At 72.5% G+C, this 24,765-nt stretch carries 24 protein-coding genes; 6 read left to right on the top strand and 18 right to left on the bottom strand.

Annotation, left to right across the window (positions count from 1 at the left end):
- Positions 1-3: 3 nt before the first annotated feature.
- From ACZ42A_RS20550 to ACZ42A_RS20515, 8 genes are all read right to left on the bottom strand, one after another.
- Complete coding sequence (locus tag ACZ42A_RS20550) at positions 4-714, bottom strand: phosphoadenylyl-sulfate reductase (protein ID WP_468528662.1); 711 nt, start codon at positions 712-714, stop codon at positions 4-6.
- Positions 711-890 (bottom strand): hypothetical protein, encoded by a 180-nt coding sequence (locus ACZ42A_RS20545; RefSeq protein WP_468528661.1) that lies wholly within the window; start codon positions 888-890, stop codon positions 711-713. The genes ACZ42A_RS20550 and ACZ42A_RS20545 overlap by 4 nt, the downstream gene beginning before the upstream one ends.
- Positions 887-2,584, bottom strand: a complete 1,698-nt coding sequence (locus tag ACZ42A_RS20540) for a nitrite/sulfite reductase (protein WP_468528660.1) — start codon at positions 2,582-2,584, stop codon at positions 887-889. Before ACZ42A_RS20540 ends, ACZ42A_RS20545 begins: the two co-directional genes overlap by 4 nt.
- Before the next feature lie 125 nt (positions 2,585-2,709).
- On the bottom strand, positions 2,710-2,793 hold the full coding sequence (locus tag ACZ42A_RS20535) for a putative leader peptide (RefSeq protein ID WP_310591794.1): 84 nt from the start codon (positions 2,791-2,793) through the stop codon (positions 2,710-2,712).
- 173 nt (positions 2,794-2,966) lie between these two features.
- Positions 2,967-3,539, bottom strand: coding sequence for a GNAT family N-acetyltransferase (locus tag ACZ42A_RS20530; protein ID WP_468528659.1), 573 nt, complete (start codon positions 3,537-3,539; stop codon positions 2,967-2,969).
- Positions 3,540-3,556: 17 nt separating this feature from the next.
- Entirely contained in the window at positions 3,557-4,720 is a 1,164-nt protein-coding gene (locus ACZ42A_RS20525) for a hypothetical protein (protein ID WP_468528658.1), read from the bottom strand.
- Positions 4,721-4,882: 162 nt separating this feature from the next.
- On the bottom strand, positions 4,883-6,178 hold the full coding sequence (locus ACZ42A_RS20520; RefSeq protein ID WP_468528657.1) for a GAF domain-containing protein: 1,296 nt from the start codon (positions 6,176-6,178) through the stop codon (positions 4,883-4,885).
- Positions 6,179-6,492: 314 nt separating this feature from the next.
- Positions 6,493-8,130, bottom strand: coding sequence for an acyl-CoA dehydrogenase family protein (locus tag ACZ42A_RS20515; RefSeq protein WP_468528656.1), 1,638 nt, complete (start codon positions 8,128-8,130; stop codon positions 6,493-6,495).
- Between the two features lie 87 nt (positions 8,131-8,217).
- Here ACZ42A_RS20515 and ACZ42A_RS20510 point away from each other — a divergent pair, with 87 nt between their 5' ends.
- On the top strand, positions 8,218-9,360 hold the full coding sequence (locus tag ACZ42A_RS20510; protein WP_468528655.1) for a YihY/virulence factor BrkB family protein: 1,143 nt from the start codon (positions 8,218-8,220) through the stop codon (positions 9,358-9,360).
- 240 nt (positions 9,361-9,600) lie between these two features.
- Here ACZ42A_RS20510 and ACZ42A_RS20505 read toward each other — a convergent pair whose 3' ends face one another.
- A complete protein-coding gene (locus ACZ42A_RS20505) occupies positions 9,601-10,458 on the bottom strand; it encodes an NmrA family NAD(P)-binding protein (RefSeq protein ID WP_468528654.1) in 858 nt (285 codons plus the stop codon).
- An 80-nt stretch (positions 10,459-10,538) separates the two neighbouring features.
- Here ACZ42A_RS20505 and ACZ42A_RS20500 point away from each other — a divergent pair, with 80 nt between their 5' ends.
- Together ACZ42A_RS20500 and ACZ42A_RS20495 are read left to right on the top strand one after the other, a co-directional pair.
- The gene (locus tag ACZ42A_RS20500) at positions 10,539-11,474 is read left to right on the top strand and encodes an AraC family transcriptional regulator (protein WP_468528653.1); all 936 of its coding nucleotides are present in this window, start codon (positions 10,539-10,541) and stop codon (positions 11,472-11,474) included.
- Between the two features lie 80 nt (positions 11,475-11,554).
- On the top strand, positions 11,555-12,247 hold the full coding sequence (locus ACZ42A_RS20495; protein WP_468528652.1) for a helix-turn-helix domain-containing protein: 693 nt from the start codon (positions 11,555-11,557) through the stop codon (positions 12,245-12,247).
- Here ACZ42A_RS20495 and ACZ42A_RS20490 read toward each other — a convergent pair.
- Positions 12,233-12,634, bottom strand: coding sequence for a VOC family protein (locus tag ACZ42A_RS20490; RefSeq protein ID WP_468528651.1), 402 nt, complete (start codon positions 12,632-12,634; stop codon positions 12,233-12,235). The genes ACZ42A_RS20495 and ACZ42A_RS20490 overlap by 15 nt on opposite strands.
- 307 nt (positions 12,635-12,941) lie before the next feature.
- Here ACZ42A_RS20490 and ACZ42A_RS20485 point away from each other — a divergent pair, with 307 nt between their 5' ends.
- On the top strand, positions 12,942-13,679 hold the full coding sequence (locus ACZ42A_RS20485; RefSeq protein WP_468528650.1) for a class I SAM-dependent methyltransferase: 738 nt from the start codon (positions 12,942-12,944) through the stop codon (positions 13,677-13,679).
- Here ACZ42A_RS20485 and ACZ42A_RS20480 read toward each other — a convergent pair.
- Positions 13,666-14,298 (bottom strand): VOC family protein, encoded by a 633-nt coding sequence (locus ACZ42A_RS20480; protein ID WP_468528649.1) that lies wholly within the window; start codon positions 14,296-14,298, stop codon positions 13,666-13,668. The genes ACZ42A_RS20485 and ACZ42A_RS20480 overlap by 14 nt on opposite strands.
- Positions 14,299-14,360: 62 nt before the next feature.
- Here ACZ42A_RS20480 and ACZ42A_RS20475 point away from each other — a divergent pair, with 62 nt between their 5' ends.
- Together ACZ42A_RS20475 and ACZ42A_RS20470 are read left to right on the top strand one after the other, a co-directional pair.
- Entirely contained in the window at positions 14,361-14,972 is a 612-nt protein-coding gene (locus ACZ42A_RS20475) for a hypothetical protein (RefSeq protein WP_468528648.1), read from the top strand.
- A gap of 78 nt (positions 14,973-15,050) precedes the next feature.
- Positions 15,051-15,701, top strand: a complete 651-nt coding sequence (locus ACZ42A_RS20470; protein ID WP_468528647.1) for a ThuA domain-containing protein — start codon at positions 15,051-15,053, stop codon at positions 15,699-15,701.
- Between the two features lie 10 nt (positions 15,702-15,711).
- Here ACZ42A_RS20470 and ACZ42A_RS20465 read toward each other — a convergent pair whose 3' ends face one another.
- The 7 genes from ACZ42A_RS20465 to ACZ42A_RS20435 form a co-directional block, all read right to left on the bottom strand.
- Positions 15,712-16,758, bottom strand: coding sequence for a LacI family DNA-binding transcriptional regulator (locus tag ACZ42A_RS20465; RefSeq protein ID WP_468528646.1), 1,047 nt, complete (start codon positions 16,756-16,758; stop codon positions 15,712-15,714).
- A 204-nt stretch (positions 16,759-16,962) separates the two neighbouring features.
- A complete protein-coding gene (locus tag ACZ42A_RS20460; RefSeq protein WP_468528645.1) occupies positions 16,963-18,600 on the bottom strand; it encodes a glycoside hydrolase family 43 protein in 1,638 nt (545 codons plus the stop codon).
- Positions 18,597-19,532, bottom strand: a complete 936-nt coding sequence (locus tag ACZ42A_RS20455) for a carbohydrate ABC transporter permease (RefSeq protein ID WP_468528644.1) — start codon at positions 19,530-19,532, stop codon at positions 18,597-18,599. Before ACZ42A_RS20455 ends, ACZ42A_RS20460 begins: the two co-directional genes overlap by 4 nt.
- A complete protein-coding gene (locus ACZ42A_RS20450; RefSeq protein WP_468528643.1) occupies positions 19,533-20,417 on the bottom strand; it encodes a carbohydrate ABC transporter permease in 885 nt (294 codons plus the stop codon).
- An 11-nt stretch (positions 20,418-20,428) separates the two neighbouring features.
- A complete protein-coding gene (locus ACZ42A_RS20445) occupies positions 20,429-21,772 on the bottom strand; it encodes an ABC transporter substrate-binding protein (protein WP_468528642.1) in 1,344 nt (447 codons plus the stop codon).
- A gap of 362 nt (positions 21,773-22,134) precedes the next feature.
- Positions 22,135-23,226 (bottom strand): LacI family DNA-binding transcriptional regulator, encoded by a 1,092-nt coding sequence (locus ACZ42A_RS20440; protein WP_468528641.1) that lies wholly within the window; start codon positions 23,224-23,226, stop codon positions 22,135-22,137.
- 167 nt (positions 23,227-23,393) lie between these two features.
- On the bottom strand, positions 23,394-24,407 hold the full coding sequence (locus tag ACZ42A_RS20435) for a hydroxyacid dehydrogenase (protein ID WP_468528640.1): 1,014 nt from the start codon (positions 24,405-24,407) through the stop codon (positions 23,394-23,396).
- Between the last annotated feature and the right edge of the window lie 358 nt (positions 24,408-24,765).

Here is a 24,765-nt window from a genome sequence, read left to right as displayed (position 1 = left end):
TGGTCATCCGTGCAGCCCGCACTCGGTCTTGGCGCGCCCCGCCCAGCGGCCGGCGCGCGCGTCCTCGCCCTCCAGGACACGGCGGGTGCAGGGGGCGCAGCCGACGGAGGCGTAGCCGTCCATCAGCAGCGGGTTGGTGAGGACGCCGTGCTCGGCGACGTAGTTGTCCACGTCGTCCTGGGTCCAGCGGGCGATCGGGGAGATCTTCACCTTCCGGCGCTTCTCGTCCCAGCCGACGACCGGGGTGTTCGCCCGGGTCGGGGACTCGTCGCGGCGCAGACCGGTCGCCCAGGCGGCGTAGCCCTTCAGGCCCTCCTCCAGCGGCTGGACCTTGCGGAGCTTGCAGCACAGGTCGGGGTCCCGGTCGTGCAGCTTGGGGCCGTACTCGGCGTCCTGCTCGGCGACCGTCTGGCGCGGGGTGAGGGTGATGACGTTGACGTCCATCACGGCGTCCACCGCGTCCCGGGTGCCGATGGTCTCCTCGAAGTGGTAGCCGGTGTCGAGGAAGACGACGTCGACGCCGGGCATCGCGCGGGAGGCGAGGTGGGCGACCACCGCGTCCTCCATCGAGGAGGTCACGCAGAACCGCTTGCCGAAGGTGTCGGCCGCCCACTGGAGGATCTCCAGCGCGGAGGCGTCCTCCAGGTCACGGCCCGCCTGCTCGGCGAGCGCCTTCAGCTCCTCGTTCGTCCGCACGTCCTGAGCCGTCGTCATATCCGGTCCCCTCCCGTGGTGTCCTGCCGAACCCCGCGGGCCAGCAGCCCGAGGAACTTCAGCTGGAAAGCGCGATTGCAGGCCGCGCACTCCCAGGCGCCGTGACCTTCCTCGCTCGGACGAAGGTCCTCGTCGCCGCAGTACGGGCAGTAGAAGGGCGCCGCGCGCTCGCTCATGACAGCGCCTCCTCGGAGGCGCGCGCGGCCCAGGTGGCGAACCGCTCGCCGTCCTCGCGCTCCGCCTGGAAGCGCTTCAGGACCCGCTCGACGTAGTCGGGCAGCTCCTCGGAGGTGACCTTCAGACCGCGCACCTTGCGGCCGAAGCCGGCCTCCAGGCCGAGCGCGCCGCCCAGGTGCACCTGGTAGCCCTCGACCTGCTCGCCCTGGTCGTTGAGGACCAGCTGCCCCTTGAGACCGATGTCCGCCACCTGGATACGGGCACAGGCGTTCGGGCAGCCGTTGATGTTGATGGTGATCGGCTCGTCGAAGTCCGGGATACGGCGCTCCAGCTCGTCGATGAGGGAGGAGCCGCGCGCCTTGGTCTCGACGATGGCGAGCTTGCAGTACTCGATGCCGGTGCAGGCCATGGTGCCGCGCCGGAACGGGGAGGGCTTGGCGGTGAGGTCCAGCGCCTCCAGGGACTCGACGAGCGAGTCGACCTGGCCCTCCTCGACATCGAGAATGATCATCTTCTGCTCGACGGTGGTACGGACCCGGCCCGAGCCGTGCGCCTCCGCGAGGTCGGCGATCTTCGTCAGCGTGGTGCCGTCGACGCGGCCGACGCGCGGGGCGAAACCGACGTAGTAGCGGCCGTCCTTCTGCCGGTGCACACCGACGTGGTCGCGCCAGCGCTCCAGCGGCTGCGCGGGGGCGGGCCCGTCGACCAGCTTGCGCTTGAGGTACTCGTCCTCCAGCACCTGCCGGAACTTCTCCGCACCCCAGTCGGCGACCAGGAACTTCAGGCGGGCGCGGGTGCGCAGCCGCCGGTAGCCGTAGTCGCGGAAGATCGAGATGACGCCCTCGTAGACGTCCGGGACCTCGTCCAGCGACACCCAGGCGCCGAGCCGGACACCGATCTTCGGGTTGGTGGACAGGCCGCCGCCGACCCACACGTCGAAGCCGGGGCCGTGCTCCGGATGCTCGACACCGACGAACGCCACGTCGTTGATCTCGTGCGCCACGTCGAGCAGCGGCGAGCCGGAGATCGCGGACTTGAACTTGCGGGGCAGGTTCGAGAACGCCTTGTTGCCGATGATCCGGCGCTGGATCTCCTCGATGGCCGGGGAGCCGTCGATGATCTCGTCCTCGGCGATGCCGGCCACGGGCGAGCCGATGATCACGCGGGGCGTGTCACCGCAGGCCTCGGTGGTGGACAGGCCGACCGCCTCCAGGCGGTTCCAGATCTCGGGCACGTCCTCGATCCGGATCCAGTGGTACTGGACGTTCTGCCGGTCGGTGATGTCGGCGGTGCCGCGCGCGAACTCCTGCGAGATCTCGCCGATCACGCGCAGCTGCTGGGTGGTCAGCCGGCCGCCGTCGATGCGGACGCGCAGCATGAAGTACTCGTCGTCCAGCTCCTCCGGCTCCAGGATCGCGGTCTTGCCGCCGTCGATCCCGGGCTTGCGCTGGGTGTACAGCCCCCACCAGCGCATCCGGCCGCGCAGGTCGTTGGGGTCGATCGAGTCGAAGCCGCGCTTGGAGTAGATCGTCTCAATGCGTGTCCGCACATTGAGACCGTCGTCGTCCTTCTTGAACTGTTCGTTGCCGTTGAGCGGGGTGAAGTGACCCGCGGCCCACTGACCCTCGCCGCGGTGACGGCTCACCTTGCGGCGGGGAGTCGCGGCGGCAGGGTTCTGCGGGGTGGCGGCCATGGTGGATACGTCCTTCGGGACAGGCGGAAGCGGCTCTGACCTGCGCGTATGGCGCTTCTAGGCATACGTGCGCATCGTCGCGCAGGGGCAGACAGAAGAGGGGGAACCGGGATGCTGGCGGGCTGTCAGCGCGCCGGACAGATGGCGCTGGACATGCGGCCGAGGTCGACGTGCCGTCGACTCACCAAGGCGATTCCAGTTCCAGACATGACGGAAGCGTGTCATGGCGATCTGGACACAGTCCAGCTTCGTCCAAGATGCGGACACCCCTGTCTCGCCTGGCAAGACAGGGGTGGTGTCGGTCACATCGGCCGCAGAGGGCCTTGTCGTCGCAGGTCAGGCAGGGTATGACCTGGCGGTCGGGCAGGGTGTGGCCCCACGGTCAGGCAGGGTACGCGCCCGGCCAGGGGCCCGGCGTGGCGACCTCCGCCTCCTCCTCGACCTTGGTGTCGAAGAGCCTGAAGCCCCGGCGCAGGTAATTGTCCATGGCGTGCTCGCCGTCCTTGCTGCACGTGTGCAGCCAGACCCGTTTGGTCGGCAGGCGCTCCGGCCACCGCTCGGCGAGGTCCCAGGCGCGCGCGGCGCCGTACGACAGCAGATACCGGCCGATCCGGCGACCCCGGAAGGCCGGGATCAGCCCGAAGTGGAGGATCTCCACCACGCCGTCGTCCTGAGGGTCCAGCTGGACGTATCCGGCGGGCGTGCCCCGGTCGTAGGCCACCCAGGTCTCCGCGCCCGGCCGCTGAAGTTCCTCCTGCCACTGGGCGTACGTCCAGCCCAGCCGGTCGGTCCAGCGGATGTCCCCGCCCACGGCCGTGTAGAGGAAGCGGCTGAACTCGGGGGAGGGCACCTCGGCGCGGACGATCCGGATGTCGCCCTCGGGCTCGGCGGCGGGCAGGAGGTCGCTGGGAGCTGTCTGCTCCAGAGACCAGGTGGTCACGGGGATGTTCGGCATGCCCCTCAGGGAACCATCTACTCCAGAGACCTGTCGATCGTGTTCAGTCCCAGCGAAAACAGCGTCCGCCCCGACTGCGACCAGACCTCCCCGGTCTCCTGCCAGTGGGAGAGGGGCCCGGCCGGTCCGCTCCAGCACTGGTACGTCCCGTCCGGACCGCACTGCGCCGCCTCCGCGCCGTCGCCGTCCAGCCGGACCAGCGTGCCGTGCCCGTCGAAGGCACCGGCGCTGCGGGCCAGGTACCAGCGGGACCGGTGGGCGAGCACCCCCTGGACCCCGGCCGCCTCCGTCTCGTACACCTCGACCGGCTCGGGATCCGGGAGCCCGGCGCCGGGGCCGGAGGTGCCGGTGTCCAGGGCGTAGCGCCACAGGCGGGCGGGCCGGTCGGCGTCCGCCGGTACCGCCTCGCTCACCGCCAGGCTGTCGGGGGCGGTGCTGCGGTCGAGGGAGAGCGCGCCGATCCGGGCGTCGCCGGTGAGCCGGTACGCGGCCACGGCGGACAGCGTGAAGCCGGTGCCGTGCCGCCGTATGCGGTCCATGTCGTAGACGTAGAGGGTCCGGCCGTCGTCCCCTGTGGCCAGCAGCTTGTCCTGGTACCAGACCAGCCCGGACAGCGGCGAGCGCAGCGGCCGCGGGGAGCGTCCGCCGTCCGCGGGGACGACGGGCAGCACCCAGGTGTACGTCATGCGCTCGGCGTCGACGACGGCGATCCGGGCGCGGCCCCGCGCGTCGCTCCACCCGGACAGCAGCACCCGCTGCCCGCCCCAGCGGCCGTCGTCGTCGGCGTCCCCGGAGCCGGTGACCGCCCCGGCCCGCGCGTCGCGGGTGTCGCTCTCGTCCCAGCACCAGGCGCGGCCGGCCGCCGGGGTCACGGGCAGCGCGGCGCGCTCCGGGGCGGCGCAGTCGTCGGCGGGGCGCAGGGCGCGGTCGGCGACCGCGAGGACGTCGGCGACCCGGACGGCCGGGTCCGGGGCCGCCGGGTAGGTCTCCTCGTACAGGCGCAGCTCCCGCAGCGCGGACGCCGAGGTGAGCGGCTTCAGCGGCCCCGGGCGGGCGCCGTCCGTCGCCTGGGAGGCGCTGATCATGGTGGCGGCGGCGGTGAGCGCCAGCGCGGTCCCGGCCAGGGTCGCGCGCAGCGCCTGGCCCCGCTTGCGCCTGCGGTGTCGGCCGCGATGCTTCATGAGTCCTCCCGAGGGACCAACTGCGCCGCGCGTGCCGCACGTTGAGCATGACGCAGGTGGGGTGGCCCGTAGGGGGATGCTACGGCAGGGGGCGGGGGTCGCGGACGAAGACCCCGCAATTGATCCCGAGAGGTCCGCGAAGTCCGTGCGCTGGGCTCCTGTTCACGGCACCGTGGCCGCGTGCCGCGCTCTGACCACCGCCGGGGCGGTCGAGTGGGGCAGCAGGTCACATGGATCGTCCGGCGGCAGCACGGTCACGTCCACGTCCTCGCAGAAACGATACGGTCGGTGTTCCAGGAACCCCCCGAGGTACCGCCGCACCCGCGACAGCTCGGCGCGCACGGTCACCGTCCGCGCGGCGTCCCCGAACATGTCCTCGGCCAGCCCCGCCGCGCTGCGCCCGGAGCGGTGCACGGCCAGCAGATACAGCAACTCCGCGTGCCGGGGGCTCAGTTCGTGCGTCCACGAGCCCAGGCTGCCGGAGACCGTGACCGTCCAGCGGCGCGGCTGCGTCAGGTCCAGCACGATCCGGGTGGCGGTGCCCCTCGGCAGCGGCTCGTCCTCGGTGGCCCGCACCAGCCAGCCCCCGGCCAGCGGCTCCACCGCGCACGCCCCCAGCGCCGGCAGCCACCGGCGGCCCGCCGACAGCGACTTGGGCAGCGTGATCCGGTTGGTGTACGGCATCCCCGTCACCGCCGCCGTCCAGCCGTCCCGGTCCACCACCAGCGCCCGCCCGCCCAGCCGGGCCAGCGCCGGCGCCGCCACCGCGCGCAGCCGCTCCAGGGCCGTCAGGTGCAGCTCGCGCAGCCGCGCCTCGGCGAGCTTGGCCACCGAGTCCACCCAGGCGAGGGTGGCCGGATGCATGGTCTCCAGCGGGCCGCTGACGTCCACCACGCCGATCAGCCGCCCGTCGCGCGGATCCGTGATAGGCGCACCGGCACACGTCCACGTGGCGTGCGACCGTACGAAGTGCTCGGAGGCGAACACCTGCACCGGCCGGCGCACCACCGCCGGAGTGCCCACCCCGTTGGTGCCGACCGTGTTCTCCCGCCAGTCGGCGCCCAGCAGGAACCCCAGCGCGTCCGCCTTGCGCAGCACCGCCGCGCTGCCCTCCCGCCACAGCACCCGGGCGTCCGCGTCGGCGACCACCATGATGTGGTGCGCGGCGTCCGCCACCGACACCAGCCCCTCCCGAAGCACCGGCAGCACATGCCGCAGCGGGGAGTCCTCGCGCCGCCGCCGGACCTCCTCCGCGGTGAGCAGACCCGACCGGAAATCGTGCTCGGGATCCACCCCGCCGCGCAGCATGCGCCCCCAGGACTCCTCGATGACCGGCCGGGGAGCGATGGGCGCGCGCTGTCCGGAAAGGGTGGCGTCGCGCACCTCGCTCAGCACCCGCGCCGCCCGCGCCGCGTCGGTGGCGGCGAGTCGCGTCACGTTCAACGGCGAGTTCGCCACAGTTGGCCTCCGGGGAATTGCCTCTCGGGCAACCGGTGTCAAGCCTTCCGGCCGACGGTTTCCGGTCGCGTGGTGATGGGTGTCCCATACTGCCGCTCGCCCGGGACGGAGGGGCATACTCCGGTCACCGACACCGAACAAGTTGCAACCCCTTGCAACCCTGGTGAACCTGTATAGGTTGATTGAAACTTGAGCGACGTCGCCCGTGCGGCGCTCGTGGCCTCAACGGGCCAGAAGGGGCAGGGGTGGTGCCGTGTCGGCGCAGCACCACCCCTGCTGACGTATACGAGCAGGTCAGCGGAGGACGGGCCGCGTCAGCGGAGGACGGGCCGCGCCCGCTCCACGATCGCCCCCAGATCCAGCGTGTGCGGCAGCGTCCCGAACGACGCGCCCCAGTCCCCGCCCAGCCGGGACGCGCAGAACGCGTCCGCCACCTCCGGCGGCGCGAACCGCACCAGCAGCGAGCCCTGGAGCACCAGCGCCAGCCGCTCCACCACCCGCCGGGCGCGCGCCTCCACGCCCTCCAGGTCGGCGAGTTCGGTGAGCAGGTTCTTGATCGCCGCGTCCAGCCGGTGGTCGGCGCCGCGCGCCCGGCCGATCTCCGTCAGCGTGGCGTTCAGCGCGGCCGGCTCGCGCCGCAGCGCCCGCAGCACGTCCAGCGCCTGGACGTTCCCCGCGCCCTCCCAGATCGAGTTCAGCGGCGACTCGCGCACCAGCCGGGGCAGCCCGGACTCCTCCACGTACCCGTTTCCGCCCAGGCACTCGGCGGCCTCCACCGCCACCGCCGGGCAGCGCTTGGTCACCCAGTACTTGGCGGCGGGCACCGCGAGGCGCAGGAAGGCGCGTTCCTGCTCGCCGCCGTCGTCCCAGGCGGCCGCCAGCCGCAGCGCCAGCGTCGTCGCCGCCTCCGACTCCAGCGCGAGATCGGCCAGAACATTGCGCATCAACGGCTTGTCGACCAGCTTGCCGCCGAACGCCTCGCGGTACGCGCAGTGGTGGATCGCCTGGGCCACCGCTTGCCGCATCAGCCCCGCCGAGCCGAGCACACAGTCCAGCCGGGTCGCCGCGACCATCTCGATGATGGTCCGCACCCCCCGGCCCTCCTCACCGACCCGGCGCGCCCAGGTCCCGTCGAACTCGACCTCCGCGGAGGCGTTCGACCGGTTGCCCAGCTTGTCCTTCAGCCGCTGGATGCGGAAGACGTTGCGGGTGCCGTCCGCCAGCACCCGCGGCACCAGGAAACACGTCAGCCCGTCCGGAGCCTGGGCGAGGACCAGGAACCCGTCCGACATCGGCGCCGAGCAGAACCACTTGTGCCCGGTCAGTTCGTACGTGCCGTCCTCCGCCAGCGGCGTCGCCGCCGTGGTGTTCGCGCGGACGTCGCTGCCGCCCTGCTTCTCCGTCATCCCCATGCCGAACAGCACCCCGGCCTTCCGCTCGGCGGGCCGCAGATCACGGTCGTACACCGTGGACGTCAGCCGCGGCACCCACTCGGCGGCCAGCTCCGGGTCGGCGCGCAGCGCGGGCACCGCCGCGTGGGTCATCGACAGCGGGCAGCCGTTGCCCGCCTCGACCTGCGTCCACACCAGGAAGGCCGCCGCCCGCCGGACGTGCCCGCCGGGCCGCGCCCAGGCCGCGGTCAGCCCCGCCGAGACACCCTTGCCGAGCAGCCGGTGCCAGGCCGGGTGGAACTCCACCTCGTCGATCCGGTTGCCGTAGCGGTCGTGGGTGCGCAGCCGCGGCGGAAACTCGTTCGCCTGCACCCCCCACTCCTGCACCTGCGCCGACCCGGCGGTCCGGCCGAGGGCCGGCAGCTCCGCGCGCGCGTCGTCGATCAGCTCCGGATCCAGATGCCGCTCGACGGCCGCCACCAGCGCCCGGTCGGCGGAGTAGACGTCGTAGCCGGCCAGCGGCGGGGCCTGATTGGTCACGGTGTGGGTGCTGCGTGCCATGACGGGAACCTACCCCGCGGTACGGGCCGGGTCACCCGGGGGCCCGGCAGGGTGAGCGTGACCTCGTACGGCGGATACCGTTGGGTCGTGCAGCCAGCAAGTGAAATCCCCGAGCGACCCTCCGGCCGTCTTCACCGGGCGCGTGCCCTCTACCGGAACGTCTCCAAGCGCAGGACCGCCTGGCTGTTGCTCAAGGACACCGTCAATTCGTGCATCGAGTACCGCATCCTCGGTCTCGCCGCCGAGGCCGCGTTCTTCACGCTGCTGTCCGTGCCGCCGCTGCTGCTCAGCCTCATCGGCCTGCTCGGCTACGTCGACGACTGGACCGGCACCGACACCATCAGCAGCCTGGAGTCCAACCTCCTGGAGGCCTCCCGCACCGTCCTGTCCGACAAGGGCGTCACCGAGATCGCCCAGCCGATCCTGGACGACGTGATGAAGGGCGGCCGCCCCGACGTCATCTCCATAGGCTTCCTGTTCGCCGTCTGGTCGGGCTCCCGCGCGGTGAACGTCTTCATCGACACCATCACCGTCATGTACGGCCTCGACGGCGTCCGCGGCATCGTCAAGACCCGGCTGGTGGCGTTCCTGCTGTTCATCGCCGCGCTGCTGATCGGCTCGGTCGCCCTGCCGCTGATGGTGGCCGGGCCGGACGCGGTCGTACGGATCCTGCCCTGGTCGACGACGGTGGTGCAGGTCCTGTACTGGCCCGTGGTGATCGTCCTGTCCATCGCCTTCCTGACGACGCTCTACCACGTGTCCGTCCCCGTCCGCTCCCCGTGGATCGAGGACGTGCCCGGCGCCCTGGTCGCCCTCGCCATGTGGGTCCTCGGCAGCTTCCTGCTGCGGATCTACCTGACCAACACCATCGAGGGGGCGACGATCTACGGCTCCCTCGCCGCCGCCGTCGCCGTCCTGCTGTGGATCGGGGTGTCCGCCTTCGCCGTGCTGGTCGGCGCCGCCGTGAACGCCGCCATCGACCGGGTCTGGCCGGCCGCCGCCACCGCCGCCGCCCGCGAGGCCAACGAGCGGATGCGCGAGGCGCAGGTCGCCGAGTACGTCGCCCGCGCCGCCGCGGCCGCCCGCGAGGCCGACCCCGACGACCCGGACATGCCGTCGGAGTTCCCGGAGCGCTGGTCCCGCTTCCTGCCCCCGGAGGACGTCACGGCCCGCCTGCGCACCCACGCCAAGAGCGCACCGAAGGGCGACACCACCACGCCGGAGGAATGAGCCGGGGCGACCGGCCCTGGGCCGTGTCCGCAAAGTCCCTCCCCCAGAGGGGGACCCCCGGCCCCGCGACGCCTGGCACGCTCCCCCGAGCTCTTCGAGCAGGGGGCACCCCCACTCGCCGCACCGAGCGAAAGCCCGAGTACGTCCAGTACGAGGGCTTCCGCCCGGCACGCCGAGAGCACGCACCAGACGCCGTGGGGCCCGCCCTCCGGGCGGACGACGGGACTGTGCGGACACGGCCTACCCCGCCGTCCAGGCGCCGGCCGCCGCGGCCTCCGTCGCGTACGCCGCGAGGTCGCGCGGCTCACGGCCCAGCACCCGCCGGACGCCGTCCGAGAGGTACGCGTTCCGCCCGTCGAGCAGCGACTCGAACAGCTCGACGAGGAACGTCACCTCCTCGGGCGGCAGCCCGAACCCGGCCAGCCGCTCGCCGTACGCCCGGGCCGGCACCGGCCGGTACCGCAGCTCCAGCCCCGCCGCCCGCGCGGCCTCCGCCACCGCCTCCCCGAACGTCAGCAGCCGTGGCCCCGACACCTCCACGACCTCCCCCACATACCGGTCGCCCGCCGTCAGCGCGGCCACCACCACCTCCGCGACATCCCGCACGTCGACGAACGGCTCCCGCACCTCACCGCCGGGAAACACCAGCTCCCCGCTCTCCCGCAGCTCCTCCGCCAGCGGGCCCTCGGAGAAGTTCTGCGCGAACCACGCGGCCCGTACCACCGTCCAGTCCGCGCCCGAGGCGCGCAGCGCCGCCTCGGTGGCCAGCGCCTGCTGCTCGCCGCGCGCCGACAGCAGCACCAGCCGCCGTACACCGAGGGCGACCGCCTCCCGCGCCAGCCGCCCGACCGCCTCGGTGGCCGCCGGTGCGCCCACGTCCGCCGGGTGCACCAGATACGCGGCGTCGGCGCCGCGCAGGGTGTCTGCCCAGCCGGCCGGGGAGTCCCAGTCGAATCCATGGGCGCGCGAGGCGGGCCGTACGGTCAGCCCGGCCGCCCGCGCGGCCTCGGCCACCCGGCGCCCGGTACGGCCGGAGGCGCCCGTCACCACGACGGTCATGTCCTTGGTCTGCGTCTTCATCGCCCTGTTCGCTGTCATGCCGTCAGTCAACCGTCGCCGCCCGCACGGTCCCATCGCCGAACGGCTCATTCCCATACGCGCGCGTCTACGCTGGCCGGATGGACGCCCTCGCAGCCCTGCTCGCGGGTCCCCGGGCCCGCGGCGCCTTCCTGATCCGGGCCTGCTTCGACCCGCCGTGGGCCGTGCGGGTGGCGGACCGGGCGCCGCTGACGGTGATGGTGATGGCCCGCGGCGACGCCTGGATCACCCCGGAGGCGGGCGAGCCGGTGCGGCTGGCCGCCGGCGACCTGGCCGTCGCCCGTGGCCCCGACCCGTACACCTGCGCCGACCACCCCGACACCGCACCGCAGGCCCTGATCCTGCCCGGCGGCGAGTGCCACCACCCCGACGGCCGCCCCCTGAACGGCTCCATGGACCTGGGCCTGCGCACCTGGGGCGACCGGCTCGACGGTACGGCCGTGATGCTGATCGGCACCTACCAGTGGCCCGGCGAGGTCAGCGCCCGGCTGCTGGACGCGCTGCCACCCCTGCTCACCCTCCCCGCCGACGTCTGGGACTGCCCGCTCACCCCGCTGCTCGCCGAGGAGATCACGCGTGACGCACCCGGTCAGGAGGTCGTCCTCGACCGGCTGCTCGACCTGCTGGTCATCGCCGCGCTGCGGGCCTGGTTCGCCCGCCCGGACGCGGAGCCGCCCGGCTGGTACCGGGCGATGGCGGACCCGGTGGTCGGCCGGGCGCTGCGGCTGCTCCAGGACGACCCGGCGCACCCCTGGACGGTGGCGGCGCTCGCCGCCAAGTGCGGGGTCTCGCGGGCCGCGCTGGCCCGCCGCTTCACCGAGCTGGTCGGTGAGCCTCCGATGAGCCATCTCACCGGGTGGCGGCTGGCCCTCGCGGCGGATCGGCTGCGCGAGAGCGAGGACACGCTGGAGGCGATCGCGCGGCAGGTCGGTTATGGCAGTGCGTTCGCGTTGTCCAGTGCGTTCAAGCGCGTGTACGGGGTGAGTCCGCAGGAGTATCGGGCGCGGGCGGTGTAGGGGCCGGGATTCGCCGTTGGCCTGACGGGCCGCGGGCTGTGGTCGGCTGGTCGCGCAGTGCCCCGCGTAGGCTGGCCCCCGTGTACACGGAGCGGGTCTCGTCGCTGGTGGAGCTGGTGGACGCGACGGTGTGGACGAACACTCCGGCCGGGAGCGGGCTGGGGCGGGTGCTGCCCGACGGGTGCATGGACCTGCTGTGGAGCGAGGGGCGTCTGCTGGTCGCCGGCCCCGACACCCGTGCGTACGTCCCCGACGGCCCGCCCGCGCCCTGGACCGGCGTCCGCTTCCCGCCCGGCGTCGCCCCCGCCGTGCTCGGCGTACCGGCGCACGAGCTGCGCGACCGGCGGGTGGAGCTGACCGAGCTGCGCCCGGCGGCGGAGGTACGGCGGCTGCGCGCCCGTGTCGAGGCGGCGGCGGACCCGATGACCGGCCTGGAGGCGGCGGCCGCGGACCTCGCCGCGGTCGCGGACCCGCCCGACCCGCTGCTGCACCGCCTGGTCACGGCCCTGGCCGCGGGCCGCCCGGTCGCCGCCACCGCCGACGCGCTCGGCGTCGGGGCCCGCGGTCTGCACCGCCGCTCGCTGGCCGCCTTCGGCTACGGCCCCAAGACGCTGGCCCGCGTCCTGCGGCTGCAACGGGCCCTCGCGCTGGCCCGGGCCGGGGTGCCGTACGCGGAGACGGCGGCCCGGGCGGGCTTCGCCGACCAGGCCCATCTGGCCCGGGACGTCAAGGAGCTGACGGGTGTCACCCTGGGGCGGCTACTGGGCGGGTAGCGGCGCGTAGAGGTCGACGCCGTTGCCGTCCGGGTCGTGCACCACGGCGTACCGCTGCCCCCAGACGGCGTCCCACGGCTTCAGCTCGCCGTGGCACCCGGCGCCCACCAGCTCCTCGTACACCGCGTCGACCTCGCCGGGACTGTCGCAGCGCAGCGCCAGCGAGGCCCGCGAGGCGTTCCCGGACGGCGGTCGCCACCCCGGATGGAAGGACTTCACGGTCTCCTCGCCGTCCAGCATCAACCGCAGCCCGCCGGGCAGTTCGGCCTCCGCGTGCGGCTGCTCCTCGGCCCCCTCGGGGAAGGCGAAGCCGAGGCGGCGGTAGAAGGCGACGGAGGCGGCCATGTCGGAGACGACCAGGCCGATGGCATCGAATCGTGGACTCATACGGTCACGGTAGGAAGGGCGGTGGCGGGGCGTCTTGAAGGAATCGGACACCGGCCGTCCGGCAGAACGCACGAGCCCCGTCCCTCCAGCCGGAGGAACGGGGCTCGTGCATCGGAGCGCCGGGCAGGCCTTGCACCTGCATCTCCCCGCAGGAAGCGGGGCGTCTTTCCTTGGACCACCAACGCCTGACCGGTGACCGGGAGTTCCGGTGGCCGGGCAAGATCGACTATACCCCAGGGGACGGGATCCGTCCAAGCGCGGGGAAGAGCCCACCCCGGCGTGCGGTTCGTCTCCTAGGATCACCGGCATGGCCGACCCGCTCTTCGGACACCCCCGGCTGGCCGCGCTCTACGACGTGCTCGACTCCGACCGCGGCGACCTGGACGCCTATCTCGGGACCGCCCGGGAGTTCGGCGCCCGGCGCGTGCTGGACATCGGCTGTGGCACGGGCGTCTTCGCCCTGCTGCTCGCGGAGCGCGGCGTCGAGGTCGTCGGCGTCGACCCGGCCGGGGCCTCTCTGGACATCGCCCGCGCCAAGCCGGGCGCCGAGCGGGTGCGCTGGGTGCACGGCGACGTGACGGCGCTGCCACCGCTGCGGGCGGACCTCGCCACGATGACGGGGAACGTCGCCCAGGCCATCGCCGACCCGGCGGCCTGGCGGCGGACCCTGCGCGGGGCCCGCCGGGCCCTGCGGCCGGGCGGGCACCTGGTCTTCGAGACCCGCGATCCGGCGCGGCGCGCCTGGGAGGAGTGGAACCGGGCCGCCACCCACCGCGTGACGGACGTACCCGGCGTCGGCACGGTCGAGAACTGGGTCGACGTGACGGACCTGGACGGCCCGTTGGTGACCTTCCGCTGGACCTTCGTGTTCGCCTCGGACGGGCAGGTGCTGACCTCGCACTCGACGCTGCGGTTCCGGGAACGGGACGAGGTGGCGGCGGACCTGGCGGCGCACGGCTTCGCGGTACGCGAGGTCCGCGACGCCCCGGACCGGCCCGGCCGGGAGTTCGTGTTCGTGGCGCGGGCGGGCGTCAGTCGAAGGTGACCGGCCCGCGCGGGGTGTCGATGGTGAAGGAGATGCCGACCGGGCCCTCGGCGAGGGGAAGTCCGGTGTCCAGGGCGGCCAGCAGCGGCCGGATCTCGTCCGGGTCGGGAGCCGTCGCCGTCATCCGCAGCAGGGGTGTGACGGGCAGTCCGCCGGCGGTGGGGTGGCGGGAGGTGCCCCAGTCGATGAGGAACGGCACCAGGCCGGAGGGATGCGCGGCGACACCGTCCGTCAGCCGCCACTCCAGCAGGGTGCCGTCGGGGGTCCGGCGGCTCATCGCGTGGGCGGGACCGGGGTCGTAGCCGCGGGCGCGGGCGGAGGCGATGGCCGCGTCCACGTCGGCGGTGCGGATCGCCCAGGTCACCGTGCGCGGGCCGGTCAGCCCGTCCACCCCGAACGGGCGGGAGCCGGACGGGCCCGACTGCTCCGGGTCCGGGCCGATGATCTCCAGATACCCGGCGCCGCCCAGACCGACCAGGTAATTGCGGGTGCCGAGCCCGGCGTGCGTCCCGCCGACGGCGGGGGCCACCCCGGTGCGCCGCGTGAAGTCGGCGACCGTCGCCGCCAGATCGGGCGTGGCGAGCACGAGGTGGTCCAGGTGTGCGGGAATCGTGTTCATCGCCCCCGAGGCTACGCAACCCCCGCCCGGCTATGGAACATCTGTGCGGGAAGATGGAGGGCATGATCCGTCTGCCGCGTGCTCTGACGTACGCCTCACTGCCGCTGTCCGCGCTGCTCATCGCCGGCTGTGGCGACCAGGGCAAGGCCGCCGACCCGGGCGAAGTCGCCACCCGCGCCCGTGCGTTGGGCATCGCGCCCGAGCACGTCTACGCCCTCGACGCCGACGGCTTCACCGTGGCCCAGCAGTCCGTCGGGGTGTACGGCGGCGACGGATTCTCCGCCGTCTACGTCTCCCGGTCCACCGGCGGCCGGCTCCAACTCCGTGTCGACCGCACCGAGATGACCGCCGCCACCTGCCCCGGACAGCCCGTCGGCGACTCCTCAGGAGGGCGGACCGAGTGCCGGAAGGACGGTGACGCCTGGTACCGCAGCTCCGGCGACCAACGCGAGTACGCCGTCCCCAAGGACGGCCATGTCGTGCGGGTCGGCGCCGGCCCCGGCGTCGGCCGTGACGTCCTGCGCGAGGCCGCGCTCGACGCCCACCGTCCCACCGCCGAGGAACTCGACGCCCTGCTGCCGGAGGGCGAGGGAGGTACCGAACCCGTGGAGCGCGGGGATCTGCCTCCGGAGGGCGACGGGGCACCCGACAACGACGTCGACGCGGGCGGCTGAACCCGCCGCGAGGGGCGAAACTTTCGCGTCGGCCGCCATCCCTGGGACGCGTCCCGCCGCCCGCATAGGGTCGTGCGCATGGCACCGCGACTGCTCGTCTTCACGCGCACCACCGCCTACCGCCACGACTCCATCCCGGCCGCCGTCGCCGCCGTACGCGCACTGGGGGAGTTCGAGGTCGACCACACCGAGGACCCGGCGGCCCTCGAAGCGCCGCTGGACGGGTACGCCGCCGCCGTCTTCCTCTCCACCAGCGGTGACGTACTGACCCCGGCCGGGCGGGAGCGGCTCGCCGCGTATGTCGAGGCGGGCGGCGGGTTCGTGGGCGTCCACGCCGCCGCCTGCACGGAGTACGGCTGGCCGTTCTACGGGCGGATGCTGGGCGCCTGGTTCGACCGGCACCCCGCCCATCAGCCCGGCAAGGCGATCGTGGAGGACCGTACGCATCCGGCCACCCGGCATCTTCCCGCCGTCTGGGACTTCACCGACGAGTGGTACGACTTCCGCACCAACCCGCGCGGCACCGTTCGCGTCCTGGTGTCCGCCGACGAATCCTCGTACGAGGGCGGCGGGATGGGCGCCGACCATCCCCTCGTGTGGTGCCGCGGCCAAGGGTCCGGACGCGTCTTCTACACCGCCCTCGGTCATACCGCCGAGGCGTACGACGACCCGGACTTCCGGGAGCACCTGCGCGGCGGGATCGCCTGGGCGGCGGGGCTCGCCTCCTGACCCGAGGCGCTCAGCCGCGCGGCGGAGCCGTGCTGTCGCGGAGCACCAGGCGGGTGGAGAGTTCCGTGCGGGTGCTCTCGGGGCGTTCGCCGTCCATCATCCGGACCAGCAGCCGCAGGGCCGTCGCCGCCATCTCCGACAGCGGTTGGCGGACCGTGGTCAGGGCCGGGCTGGTCCAGCGCGCCTCGGGGAGGTCGTCGAAGCCGACGACGCTCATGTCGTCCGGCACCCGCAGCCCCCGCTCGGCCAGCGCGTCGTACACCCCCAGCGCCATCCGGTCCGAGCAGACGAAGACCGCCGTCGGCGGCTCGGGCAGATCGAGCAGCTCCCGCATGTGACGGCGGGCGACGGCCTCGTCGAACCCGGCCTGCCGGATGTACTCGGGCCGCTGCGGCAGGCCCGCCGAGGCGAGCGCCGAACGGTAGCCGGCCAGCCGTGCCCCGCTGCACATCGTGCGCCGGCGGCCGGTGATCACGGCGATCCGCTCATGACCGAGGGAGAGGAGATGCTCGGTCGCCGTCACCCCGCCCTGCCAGTTCGCCGCGCCCACCGACACCACACCGGGCGGCGGTTCGAGCACCGGGTCGATCATCACGAACGGGATGCGGTGCTGCTCCAGCCAGGCGTACTGGGTCTCGGTCAGCTCGGCCAGGTTGAACAGCACCCCGGCCGAGCCGCGCGCGGTGAGCTTGTCCAGCCAGCCGCGCCCGGGGCGCCCGGCCCGGCCGCCGCGGGCGAGCGCCGCCGAGACGACGACGTCCAGACCGGCGTCGTGCGCCGCCTCCTCCACCCCGTGCAGCACGGCCCCCGACCAGGAGCTGTCCAGGGAGTGCACGACGAGGTCCACCATGCCCGGGGTCTTCGCCGCGTCGAAGCGCGGTCTGCGCACATAACCGAGCCGGTCCAGCGCCTCGGTGACCCGGCGGCGCGTCTCGGGCGCCACGTCCTCACGGCCGTTCACCACCTTGGACGCGGTCGGCACGGACACGCCCGCCTCCCGGGCCACCACCGCCAGCGTCGGACCGGCCGCCGCGCTCGCACGTGCCGTTCGGCCCATCGGAACCACCCCTCCGGCCCGCCCGAGGGCCCTCGAAAGTTGCGACCAGCACTCTGCTCCCGGGTCGTCGCCACGACCGTATAGAAAGCGCTTCCTACCCTAGGCGTGCGACAAGGAGACGTGAAGACGCGGAATCGGGGGAGTGCGACTGTCTGAACTTTCGAAACGCCGGACGCCTCGGCCGGAGGCGCGACGCGAAGGCCGTCAGTCCGGGGTGCAGACCAGCCGGAATCCCCGGAAGTCGGCCGTGAAGGAGGCGTCCACGAGATCCCGGGCGTGGATGCCCGCCATCGCGCCGGTGAACCGCAGCCGCGACCCGTGATCGTCGGACAGCTTGCCGAAATCGAGCGGCGGGCCGACCGGCGTACGGACCCCGTCGCGCAGGTGCCAGAACCGCGCCTCGGCCCCGTCGACGGTCACCCCCAGCGTGACCCGCGTCCCCGCCTCCACGACCGCGACCTCGCGCGTGCCCTCCTCGTCGCGCTCCACCAGGCTGAGCACGGTACGCCCCGCTCCCCGCCACTGCTGCCCGCGCTGCTCCTCGCCCGAGGGCTCCGCCCAGGTCAGATCGAGGCTCAGATAGGACAGGCCGTCGTACCGCAGTACCAGCCCGGCCGCCTGCGTGAAGGTCCGCGGCCGGGCCTCCACCGTCACCTCCGCCTCCGCCCGGTGCTCCGTGATCCGCCGGGCGAGCAGACTGTGCGCCCAGCGCGACTCGGGACCGTGCCGCCCGCGCAGCCGGATCCAGCCCGGGCGGCTGGTGGTGTCCGCCCAGGAGGGATCCGGGGGTTCGCGCAGGGTGCTCCACGGCCAGCCGAGCGGGTCGGCGGGATCGGTGGCAGGCGATATGTCGGGATGGTGCTTTGTCGGTACGTCGGGTTGGGGGCTTGTCGGTACGTCAGGAGGGAGGGGTGTCGGTACGTCGACCTCGACCGCCGGATGCCGGCCCCCGTGCCGCAGCCGCGGCCACCCTTCCGCGTCCCAGGTCAGCGCCTGGATCGCCGTCTCACGGCCGAGAGTGCAGCGCGGTCCGGCGGGGGTGTGCACAGGGCGGGCCGCGAGGTGGCTCAGCACCCAGTCGCCGTCCGGTGTCCGCGCGAACTCGGCGTGCCCGGCCTTCTGCAGCGGCAGCGACGGATCGTCCCGGGAGGTCAGCAGCGGGCGGTCGGCCGGCTCGTACGGGCCGGTGATGGTGCGGCTGCGGGCCGTCAGCACCCCGTGCTCGAAGCCCGTGCCGCCCTCGGCGAGGACCAGGTGGTACCAGCCGCCGTGCCGCACCAGCTTCGGCCCCTCGACGAGCCGTTCGCGCTGGAGCAGGAGGTGGGTGTCGCCGACGGCGGTCAGGGTGTTCCGGTCCAGCTCGGTCAGCACGATCCCGGCGAAGCGGCTGCCGCCCGGGCGGTGGTCGTTCTGGAGGTTGAGCAGCCACAGGCGGCCGTCCTCGTGGAACAGCGCCGGGTCGAAGCCGTGGCTCGCCACCCGGCGCGGCGCCGTCCACGCACCGTCCACCTCCGTGGCCGTACTGACGTACGTGTCGAGGTCGAAGTACGGCGTGCCCACCGAGCGGACGATCGCGTAGACCACCCAGAAGCGCTCCCCGTCCCAGCTCAGCGAGGGCGCCCAGACGCCGCCCGAGTCGGGGACCCCGGCCAGCGAGCCGCCGGGGACCGCGCCCCGGACATGGCCCGCGTACTCCCAGTGCGCGAGGTCCCGCGAGCGGTGGATCGGGATCGTGGGGAACCACTCGAAGGAACTGGTCGCCACGTAGTACCAGTCGCCGGCCCGGACCAGCGACGGATCCGGTGCGAAACCCCGGATCACCGGATTGCGCAGCCGGGTCACTTGAGGGCTCCCAGGGTGACGCCCGTCCGCCAGTACCGGCGCATCGCGACCATCATGATCGCCATCGGGACGATGGACAGCAGCGCGCCCGTCAGCACCAGACCGGTCAGGTCGACGCCCGACTCGAGACGCTTGCCCGACCAGTTGTACAGGCCCAGGTTGAGTGTCCAGTTCTCCTCGCCGCGCAGCACGGTCAGCGGCAGGAAGAAGGCGTTCCAGGTGTTGACGAAGGCCAGCAGGAACACCGTCGCCCCGCCCGTGGTCATCATCCGCAGCACGATGCTGAAGAAGATCCGCAGCTCGCCGGCGCCGTCGATGCGGGCCGCCTCCAGCAGTTCGAAGGGGATCGTCGACTCGGTGTACACCTTGGCCAGATAGACGCTGAACGGGTTGATCAGACAGGGGATCAGCATCGCCCACGGGGTGTCGACCAGGCCGATCTCCGAGAACAACAGATACAGCGGCAGCGTCAGCAGGGCGATCGGGATGAGGAACGAGCCCACCACGCAGGCGAAGACCAGACTGCGACCCGGGAAGTCGAAGCGGGCCAGGCCGTAGCCGGTGGCGAGGGCGATCAGCGTGCCGCCGAGGGAGCCGACGCCCGCGTACAGCAGGGAGTTGGCGGTCCAGCGCAGGAAGATGCCGTCCTGGTAGGTGAACAGCTGGTGCAGGTTGTCCCACAGGTGCATGCCGGAGAACCACAGGCCGTTGCTCTGGTAGAGCGCGGTGCGGTCCTTGGTGGCGGCGACGATCAGCCACCACACCGGGAACAGACTGTATGCGGTCGCCAGTATGAGGCCGACCAGGAGGAAGCGCTGCCCGCCGCGCGAGCGGGCGGCCGGATCCGGGGTCGTACGGCGGCGGACGGCGCGCGGCGCGGACGACTTCGTACGGTCGCCTGCATACTGTCCGCGGTTTTCAGTGAGCGTCATTCAGTCCGCCTCCCTCGAGGTCAGCCGGTAGAAGAGGAAGGAGGCCACGCCGAGGACGAGGGCGAGCAGCACCGACAGGGCCGCGGCGTAGTGGTAGTCGCCGGCGTTGAACGCCTGGTTGTAGATGATCATGATCGGGGTGAAGCTGTCGTTCACCGTCTGCGGGGTGACGTTCCGGAACAGCGCGGGCTCGTTGAAGATCTGCAGCATCTGGATGATCGACAGCAGACCGGTCAGCACCAGCGCCCCGCGCACATACGGAATCTTGATGCTGCGCGCGATCCGCACCTCCGAGGCGCCGTCCAGCCGGGCCGCCTCGAACAGCTCCCGGGGCACGCCCTGGAGCGCCGCGTAGATGATCACCATGTTGTAGCCGATGCCGTGCCAGGTCAGCAGATTGCCGATGGACGGCCACACCATCGACGGCGCGAAGAAGTTCCAGTCGAAGCCGAGGAGTTCGCCGAGCGGGGTCAGCGGGCCGACCTCCGGGCTGTACAGGTTGATCCACACGATCGCCGCGACCACGCCGGGGATCATGTACGGCACGAGCAGCATGATCCGGAACCGGCTCGCCGCCCGCGCGGTCACCGCGTCCAGGAACAGCGCCAGCACCAGGCTGATCAGCAGCATCACCGGGATCTGCACACAGGCGAACAGCACCACGCGCAGGATCGAGCCCAGGAACGCCGCGTCGGTCAGGCCCTCGCGGTAGTTGGCCAGCCCGGCGAACTCACGGGTCGAGCCGCCCAGACCGAGCCCCGACTGCCGCTCGACGAAGAGCGACTGGTGGACGGCGTAGCCGATGGGCAGCAGGTACAGGAAGACGAAGCCGAGCTGGAAGGGCACCGTGAAGGCGGCACCCTTCCAGCGCAGAGAGCGAATCATCGGTGGTTGCCTCAGCCCTTGACGCTGATGCCGCGGGACTTCAGGTCGTCGACCGTCCACTTCTGCATGTGCGCCAGCAGATCGGTGACCTTCTGCTCCTTGCTGATCACCTTCGCCCAGCCGGCCTGCAGCTCGGTGAACATCGCCGTCCAGTTCGGCCCGTAGGTCCAGTCCGTGGTGACGGTGGACAGGCTGTCCTTCACGATCTTCTGCGCGGGCTGGTAGTTCTTCCCGAGCAGCTTCTCGGAGATCGACTCGGCGACGTAGCTGTCGCTGTCGGCCAGCGCCGGCATCACTCCGTTGCCGGTCTCCGGGCTCGCCATCGTCTTCACCGCGCCGGTGTCCGTGGACATCCACAGCGCCGCCTCGGCGGCCTGCTCCTTGTGCTCACACTGTTCGGTCACCAGGGTCACGCTGCCGGTGAGGTTGGTGCCCGCGGGCGTCTTCGGCGCCTCGCCCTCGAACGTCGGCCACGGTGAGAGCGCCCACTTGCCGAAGGACTTGGTGAAGTTCTGCACCATGCCGGCCATCTGCCAGGTGGAGATCTGCCGGGTCGCGGTGTCGCCGTCGTCGAAGCTGCGCTGCACGGCGGCGTAGTCGGCGAAGGACAGGGTGGCGTTGAGGTCGTTGTCGATGACCTCCTGGATCACCTTCGCGGCCTTCAGCGTGCCCTCGTCCTGGAAGTTCACCTTCCAGGCGTTGCCGTCGATGGTGTACCAGTGCGCGCCGGCCTGCATGGCGAGCACCTCCAGGGTGCTCGGGTCCTCCCCGGCGTAGTTGGTGATCTTGATGCCGTGCTTCTTCAGCTCCTTGCCCGCGGCGATGAAGTCGTCCCAGGTCGCCGGGGGTTCGAGGCCGTACTTGTCGAAGATGTCGGTGCGGTAGATGGTGAAGTTCGGCGCCGAGCTGGTCGGGACGCCGTACATCTTGCCCTGCACCTGCGCGCCGGACCACGAACCCGGGTTGAACTTGTCCTCGCTGGAGCCGACGTACTCGGTGATGTCGGCGAGCGCGCCCTGCGCCACCCAGCTGGTCACGTACTCGGCGGTGTTCTGCACCAGGCAGGGCGCGTTGCCCGCCTTCACCGCGTTGGTCAGCTGCTTCTGCATGGTCAGCTGGTCCGTGACCTTCGTGTACTTGAGCTTGACGTCCTTGTGACTGGCGTTGAACGCCTTCACGACCGCCTCCTGCCCGTTGGCCCAGCCCCAGAAGGGCAGGGTGACCGGACCGGAGCCCGAGGAGTCCCCGGAGTCCGAGTCGGAGCCGGATCCGCCGCAGGCGGCGAGCAGACCGGTGAGCGCGAGGCCCGCGACGGCGGCGCGGGCGAACCTTCTCCGAGGGCTGGTGAAGTTCATCTGACCGTGATCCTTAGGGAAGTAGGCGTCTTCGAGCGAGAGGACGGCGGCTCGTACTGGCCAGGAAGCGGCGGCCGTAGGCGGCGGCTCGGCGAGTGGGGGAAGGGCCAGGCGGAAGCTGTAGTAACCGGTTGCTGTGGACGGTAGGACGAGCGGTCCGCCCAGAGCAAGAGGCGGGCTGGAAATTGTTCCTGTCGACAGGTCAGGAGCGCGCGCCGTGGCAGGGGCCGATACGTCCCCGTTCACTGAGCGACAGCACAGGTCAGAGCTGGTTGGAAGCGGCCGCCGGGTCGTGCCGCGGGAGGTGTGCGCGCTCCGGTCATGGCCGAGTAACCGGTTACGAAAAGGATCTCCGCAGCAGCTCAGCCACGCGGGGCCGGCGGCCGTACGGACTGCCGTACGACGACATGGGTGCCCAGCACCAGATGCTCCCCGTCGCCGCCCCCGCGCCGCCCCGCGCCGCCCTCCCGCCGGTCCGCGACCGCGCGCAGCGCGACCCGGCCCATCTCCTCGTACGGCACGTGCACCGTGGTCAGTTGCGGGGTCAGCTGGGAGGCCAGCGGGATGTCGTCGTACCCGACGATCGACACGTCCTCCGGCACCCGCAGTCCGGCCGCGCGCAGCGCCTGCATGGCGCCCGCCGCGACCACGTCCGTTCCGGCGAGCACGGCGGTGAAGTCGGCCTTCTCGCGCAGCGCCGTCTCGACGGCCCGGTAGCCGTGCTCGTAGTCGTACGGGCCGTGCCGCACCATGCCCGGGTCGAACGGCACCCCGTAGGCCTCGAAGGCGCGCTGTGCGCCCCGCAACCTGCCCTGCGCGGTGGTCAGCTCGGCGTGCCCCGGCAGCACCAGGATTCTGCGGTGCCCGGCCGAGAGCAGATGGCTGGCCATCGCGTAGGCGCCGGACTCGTTGTCGTAGTCGACCGTCGTGGCCGGTACGCCGTCGCCCTGGAGCGGCGGGCGGCCGACCAGCACGAGATGCGAGCCGGCCGCGTCCAGGGAGCGGGCGAAGCGGGCCATGCGCAGCTGGTACTCGTCGTAGTCGTACGCCCCGCCCAGCAGCACCACCGCGGCGACGCCCTGCTGGCGCATCAGGTTCACCAGGGCCAGCTCCCGTTCGGGATCGTCGCCCGTGGTGCCGACCAGGGAGAGCCAGCCGCGCAGCGTGGCCGCGCCCTCGACGCCCTTGGCGACATGGGCGAACGCGGCGCCGGTGATGTTGTTGATGAGGATCGCCACCGTCGGCGTCCCGCCGCCCGCCAGCGAACGGGCGTGCGCGTTGGTGACGTAGTCCAGGTCCCGTACGACCTTCATCACCCGGCGGCGCAGCTCCTCCGAGACCGGGTAGTTGCCGGACAGGACGCGCGACACGCTCGCCACCGAGACGCCGGCGCGCTCGGCCACGTCCCGGATGGTGGCCCGGCCTGCGTCGCCGGCCGCCTTGCGCTGACTCACCGTTGGGGCTCCTTCGTCGCCGTCGGGGCCCGGCCGCCGGGGTGCCGGGGGCCCCGCCGCCCGGTGCCGGTGCTGCGGGCCATGAAACCGTATCCCATCGTTACTCCAGGTCGAACGGCCTGTGGACAACCGTGCTTCGGCTGAGCCGAGGCGGACCCGAGGCGGCGTCAGGCCACCCGGGCCAGGTCCGCGCGCCGCACCTCGTGGGCCGGCGGCAGGCCCTGCGCGAACCGCTCCAGCTCCTCCACGACGATCCGCCCCAGCCGCTCCAGCTCGTTGCCGAGGGAGCCCGCGATGTGCGGGGTGAGGAACACGTTGGGGAGGGTGTAGAGCGGGGAACCGGCGGGCAGCGGCTCGGGTTCCGTGACGTCGAGGACCGCGCTGAGCCGGCCCGACACCAGCTCCTCGGTGAGGGCGTCCTGGTCGACCAGGGCTCCCCGCGAGGTGTTGATCAGCACGCCGCCGTCGCGGATCAGGGCGAGCCCGGCCCGGTCCAGCATGTGATGCGTCTCGGGGATGTCCGGGGCGTGCAGCGTGACGATGTCGCTGCCGCGCAGCAGCTCCTCCAGGGAGACCGAGCGGGCACCGAGCACGGCCGCCTCGGCGGCGTCCACGTACGGGTCGTACAGCAGGATCTCGAAGTCGTACGGCCGCAGCAGCTCCAGCAGCCGGCGGCCCACCCGCGAGGCGCCGATGACGCCGACGCGGCGGCCCAGGTTGCCGATGGCGGCGGTCTCGGCGGGCGGCGGGTAGGCGTGCGTGACGCGATAGCGCTCGCGCTGCGCGAAGGCGTCCTTCCCGGCCAGGAGGATCATCGCCAGGGTGTACTCGGCGACCGGAACCGCGTTTCCGGTGACCGCGCTGGAGACGGTCACGCCGCGCTGCCACAGGGCGTCGCCGACCAGCGAGCGCACCGAGCCCGCCGCGTGCAGCACCGCGCGCAGCCCGGGCACGGCGGCCAGGGTGTGCTCGTCGAGGCGGGGGCAGCCCCAGCCGGTGATCAGAACGTCGGCCCGCTTGAGCGCGTCGGTGGCGGTCGGATCGGTGAAGTCCCGTACGACCAGCGCGGGATCGAGCTCGGCGGTACGCCGCAGCCGGGCCATGAGCGGGTCGGGGAAGAGCAGCGGAAGGTGCACCGGATCCATGGCGAACACGGCCCTGGGCAACTGGGCGCTGGGCATGACTCTCCTGACGTGCGAAGAAGGGGGAAACGTTTTCTGAAAGCGTCTTCTACCGTAGATCTGCGGTGGAGCGAGGGTCAATCGCCCGGAGGGGGCAGGTGATCCGCAAAGTTTTCGAATCGGGGGTGGGGGACGGGCGTCGGAAGGACGGGGGCGATGGCGGGCTGTCGCAGCAACCGGTTGCTGCTTCGGGCGAACTGATCGCCGCAGGCCGCGGCCGACTCCCGCGGCCCCCGCGAACGGCCCCGCAGTGGCGGCCCACCAGCTGCGATTCCACGGCCCGGGCCACGCGCCCCCCGGTCCCGGAGTTTTCGAAAGTCCGCGCGGCCCCTTGACGTGCTTTCCGGACAGGAAGAAG

The sequence above is a fragment of the Streptomyces sp. NPDC030838 genome, assembly GCF_055572035.1.
This window is presented reverse-complemented; position numbering and strand designations above follow the sequence as displayed.

What these genes read in the sequence shown, in the direction of transcription:
- ACZ42A_RS20450 (WP_468528643.1), bottom strand. Translation starts at nt 20,417, where the DNA reads ATGATTCGCTCTCTGCGCTGGAAGGGTGCCGCCTTCACGGTGCCCTTC.
- ACZ42A_RS20545 (WP_468528661.1), bottom strand. Translation starts at nt 890, where the DNA reads ATGAGCGAGCGCGCGGCGCCCTTCTACTGCCCGTACTGCGGCGACGAG.
- ACZ42A_RS20480 (WP_468528649.1), bottom strand. Translation starts at nt 14,298, where the DNA reads ATGAACACGATTCCCGCACACCTGGACCACCTCGTGCTCGCCACGCCC.
- ACZ42A_RS20505 (WP_468528654.1), bottom strand. Translation starts at nt 10,458, where the DNA reads ATGACAGCGAACAGGGCGATGAAGACGCAGACCAAGGACATGACCGTC.
- ACZ42A_RS20525 (WP_468528658.1), bottom strand. Translation starts at nt 4,720, where the DNA reads ATGAAGCATCGCGGCCGACACCGCAGGCGCAAGCGGGGCCAGGCGCTG.
- ACZ42A_RS20485 (WP_468528650.1), top strand. Translation starts at nt 12,942, where the DNA reads ATGGCCGACCCGCTCTTCGGACACCCCCGGCTGGCCGCGCTCTACGAC.
- ACZ42A_RS20500 (WP_468528653.1), top strand. Translation starts at nt 10,539, where the DNA reads ATGGACGCCCTCGCAGCCCTGCTCGCGGGTCCCCGGGCCCGCGGCGCC.
- ACZ42A_RS20465 (WP_468528646.1), bottom strand. Translation starts at nt 16,758, where the DNA reads ATGGGCCGAACGGCACGTGCGAGCGCGGCGGCCGGTCCGACGCTGGCG.
- ACZ42A_RS20470 (WP_468528647.1), top strand. Translation starts at nt 15,051, where the DNA reads ATGGCACCGCGACTGCTCGTCTTCACGCGCACCACCGCCTACCGCCAC.
- ACZ42A_RS20540 (WP_468528660.1), bottom strand. Translation starts at nt 2,584, where the DNA reads ATGGCCGCCACCCCGCAGAACCCTGCCGCCGCGACTCCCCGCCGCAAG.
- ACZ42A_RS20535 (WP_310591794.1), bottom strand. Translation starts at nt 2,793, where the DNA reads ATGTCTGGAACTGGAATCGCCTTGGTGAGTCGACGGCACGTCGACCTC.
- ACZ42A_RS20475 (WP_468528648.1), top strand. Translation starts at nt 14,361, where the DNA reads ATGATCCGTCTGCCGCGTGCTCTGACGTACGCCTCACTGCCGCTGTCC.
- ACZ42A_RS20455 (WP_468528644.1), bottom strand. Translation starts at nt 19,532, where the DNA reads ATGACGCTCACTGAAAACCGCGGACAGTATGCAGGCGACCGTACGAAG.
- ACZ42A_RS20550 (WP_468528662.1), bottom strand. Translation starts at nt 714, where the DNA reads ATGACGACGGCTCAGGACGTGCGGACGAACGAGGAGCTGAAGGCGCTC.
- ACZ42A_RS20530 (WP_468528659.1), bottom strand. Translation starts at nt 3,539, where the DNA reads ATGCCGAACATCCCCGTGACCACCTGGTCTCTGGAGCAGACAGCTCCC.
- ACZ42A_RS20445 (WP_468528642.1), bottom strand. Translation starts at nt 21,772, where the DNA reads ATGAACTTCACCAGCCCTCGGAGAAGGTTCGCCCGCGCCGCCGTCGCG.
- ACZ42A_RS20515 (WP_468528656.1), bottom strand. Translation starts at nt 8,130, where the DNA reads ATGGCACGCAGCACCCACACCGTGACCAATCAGGCCCCGCCGCTGGCC.
- ACZ42A_RS20490 (WP_468528651.1), bottom strand. Translation starts at nt 12,634, where the DNA reads ATGAGTCCACGATTCGATGCCATCGGCCTGGTCGTCTCCGACATGGCC.
- ACZ42A_RS20435 (WP_468528640.1), bottom strand. Translation starts at nt 24,407, where the DNA reads ATGCCCAGCGCCCAGTTGCCCAGGGCCGTGTTCGCCATGGATCCGGTG.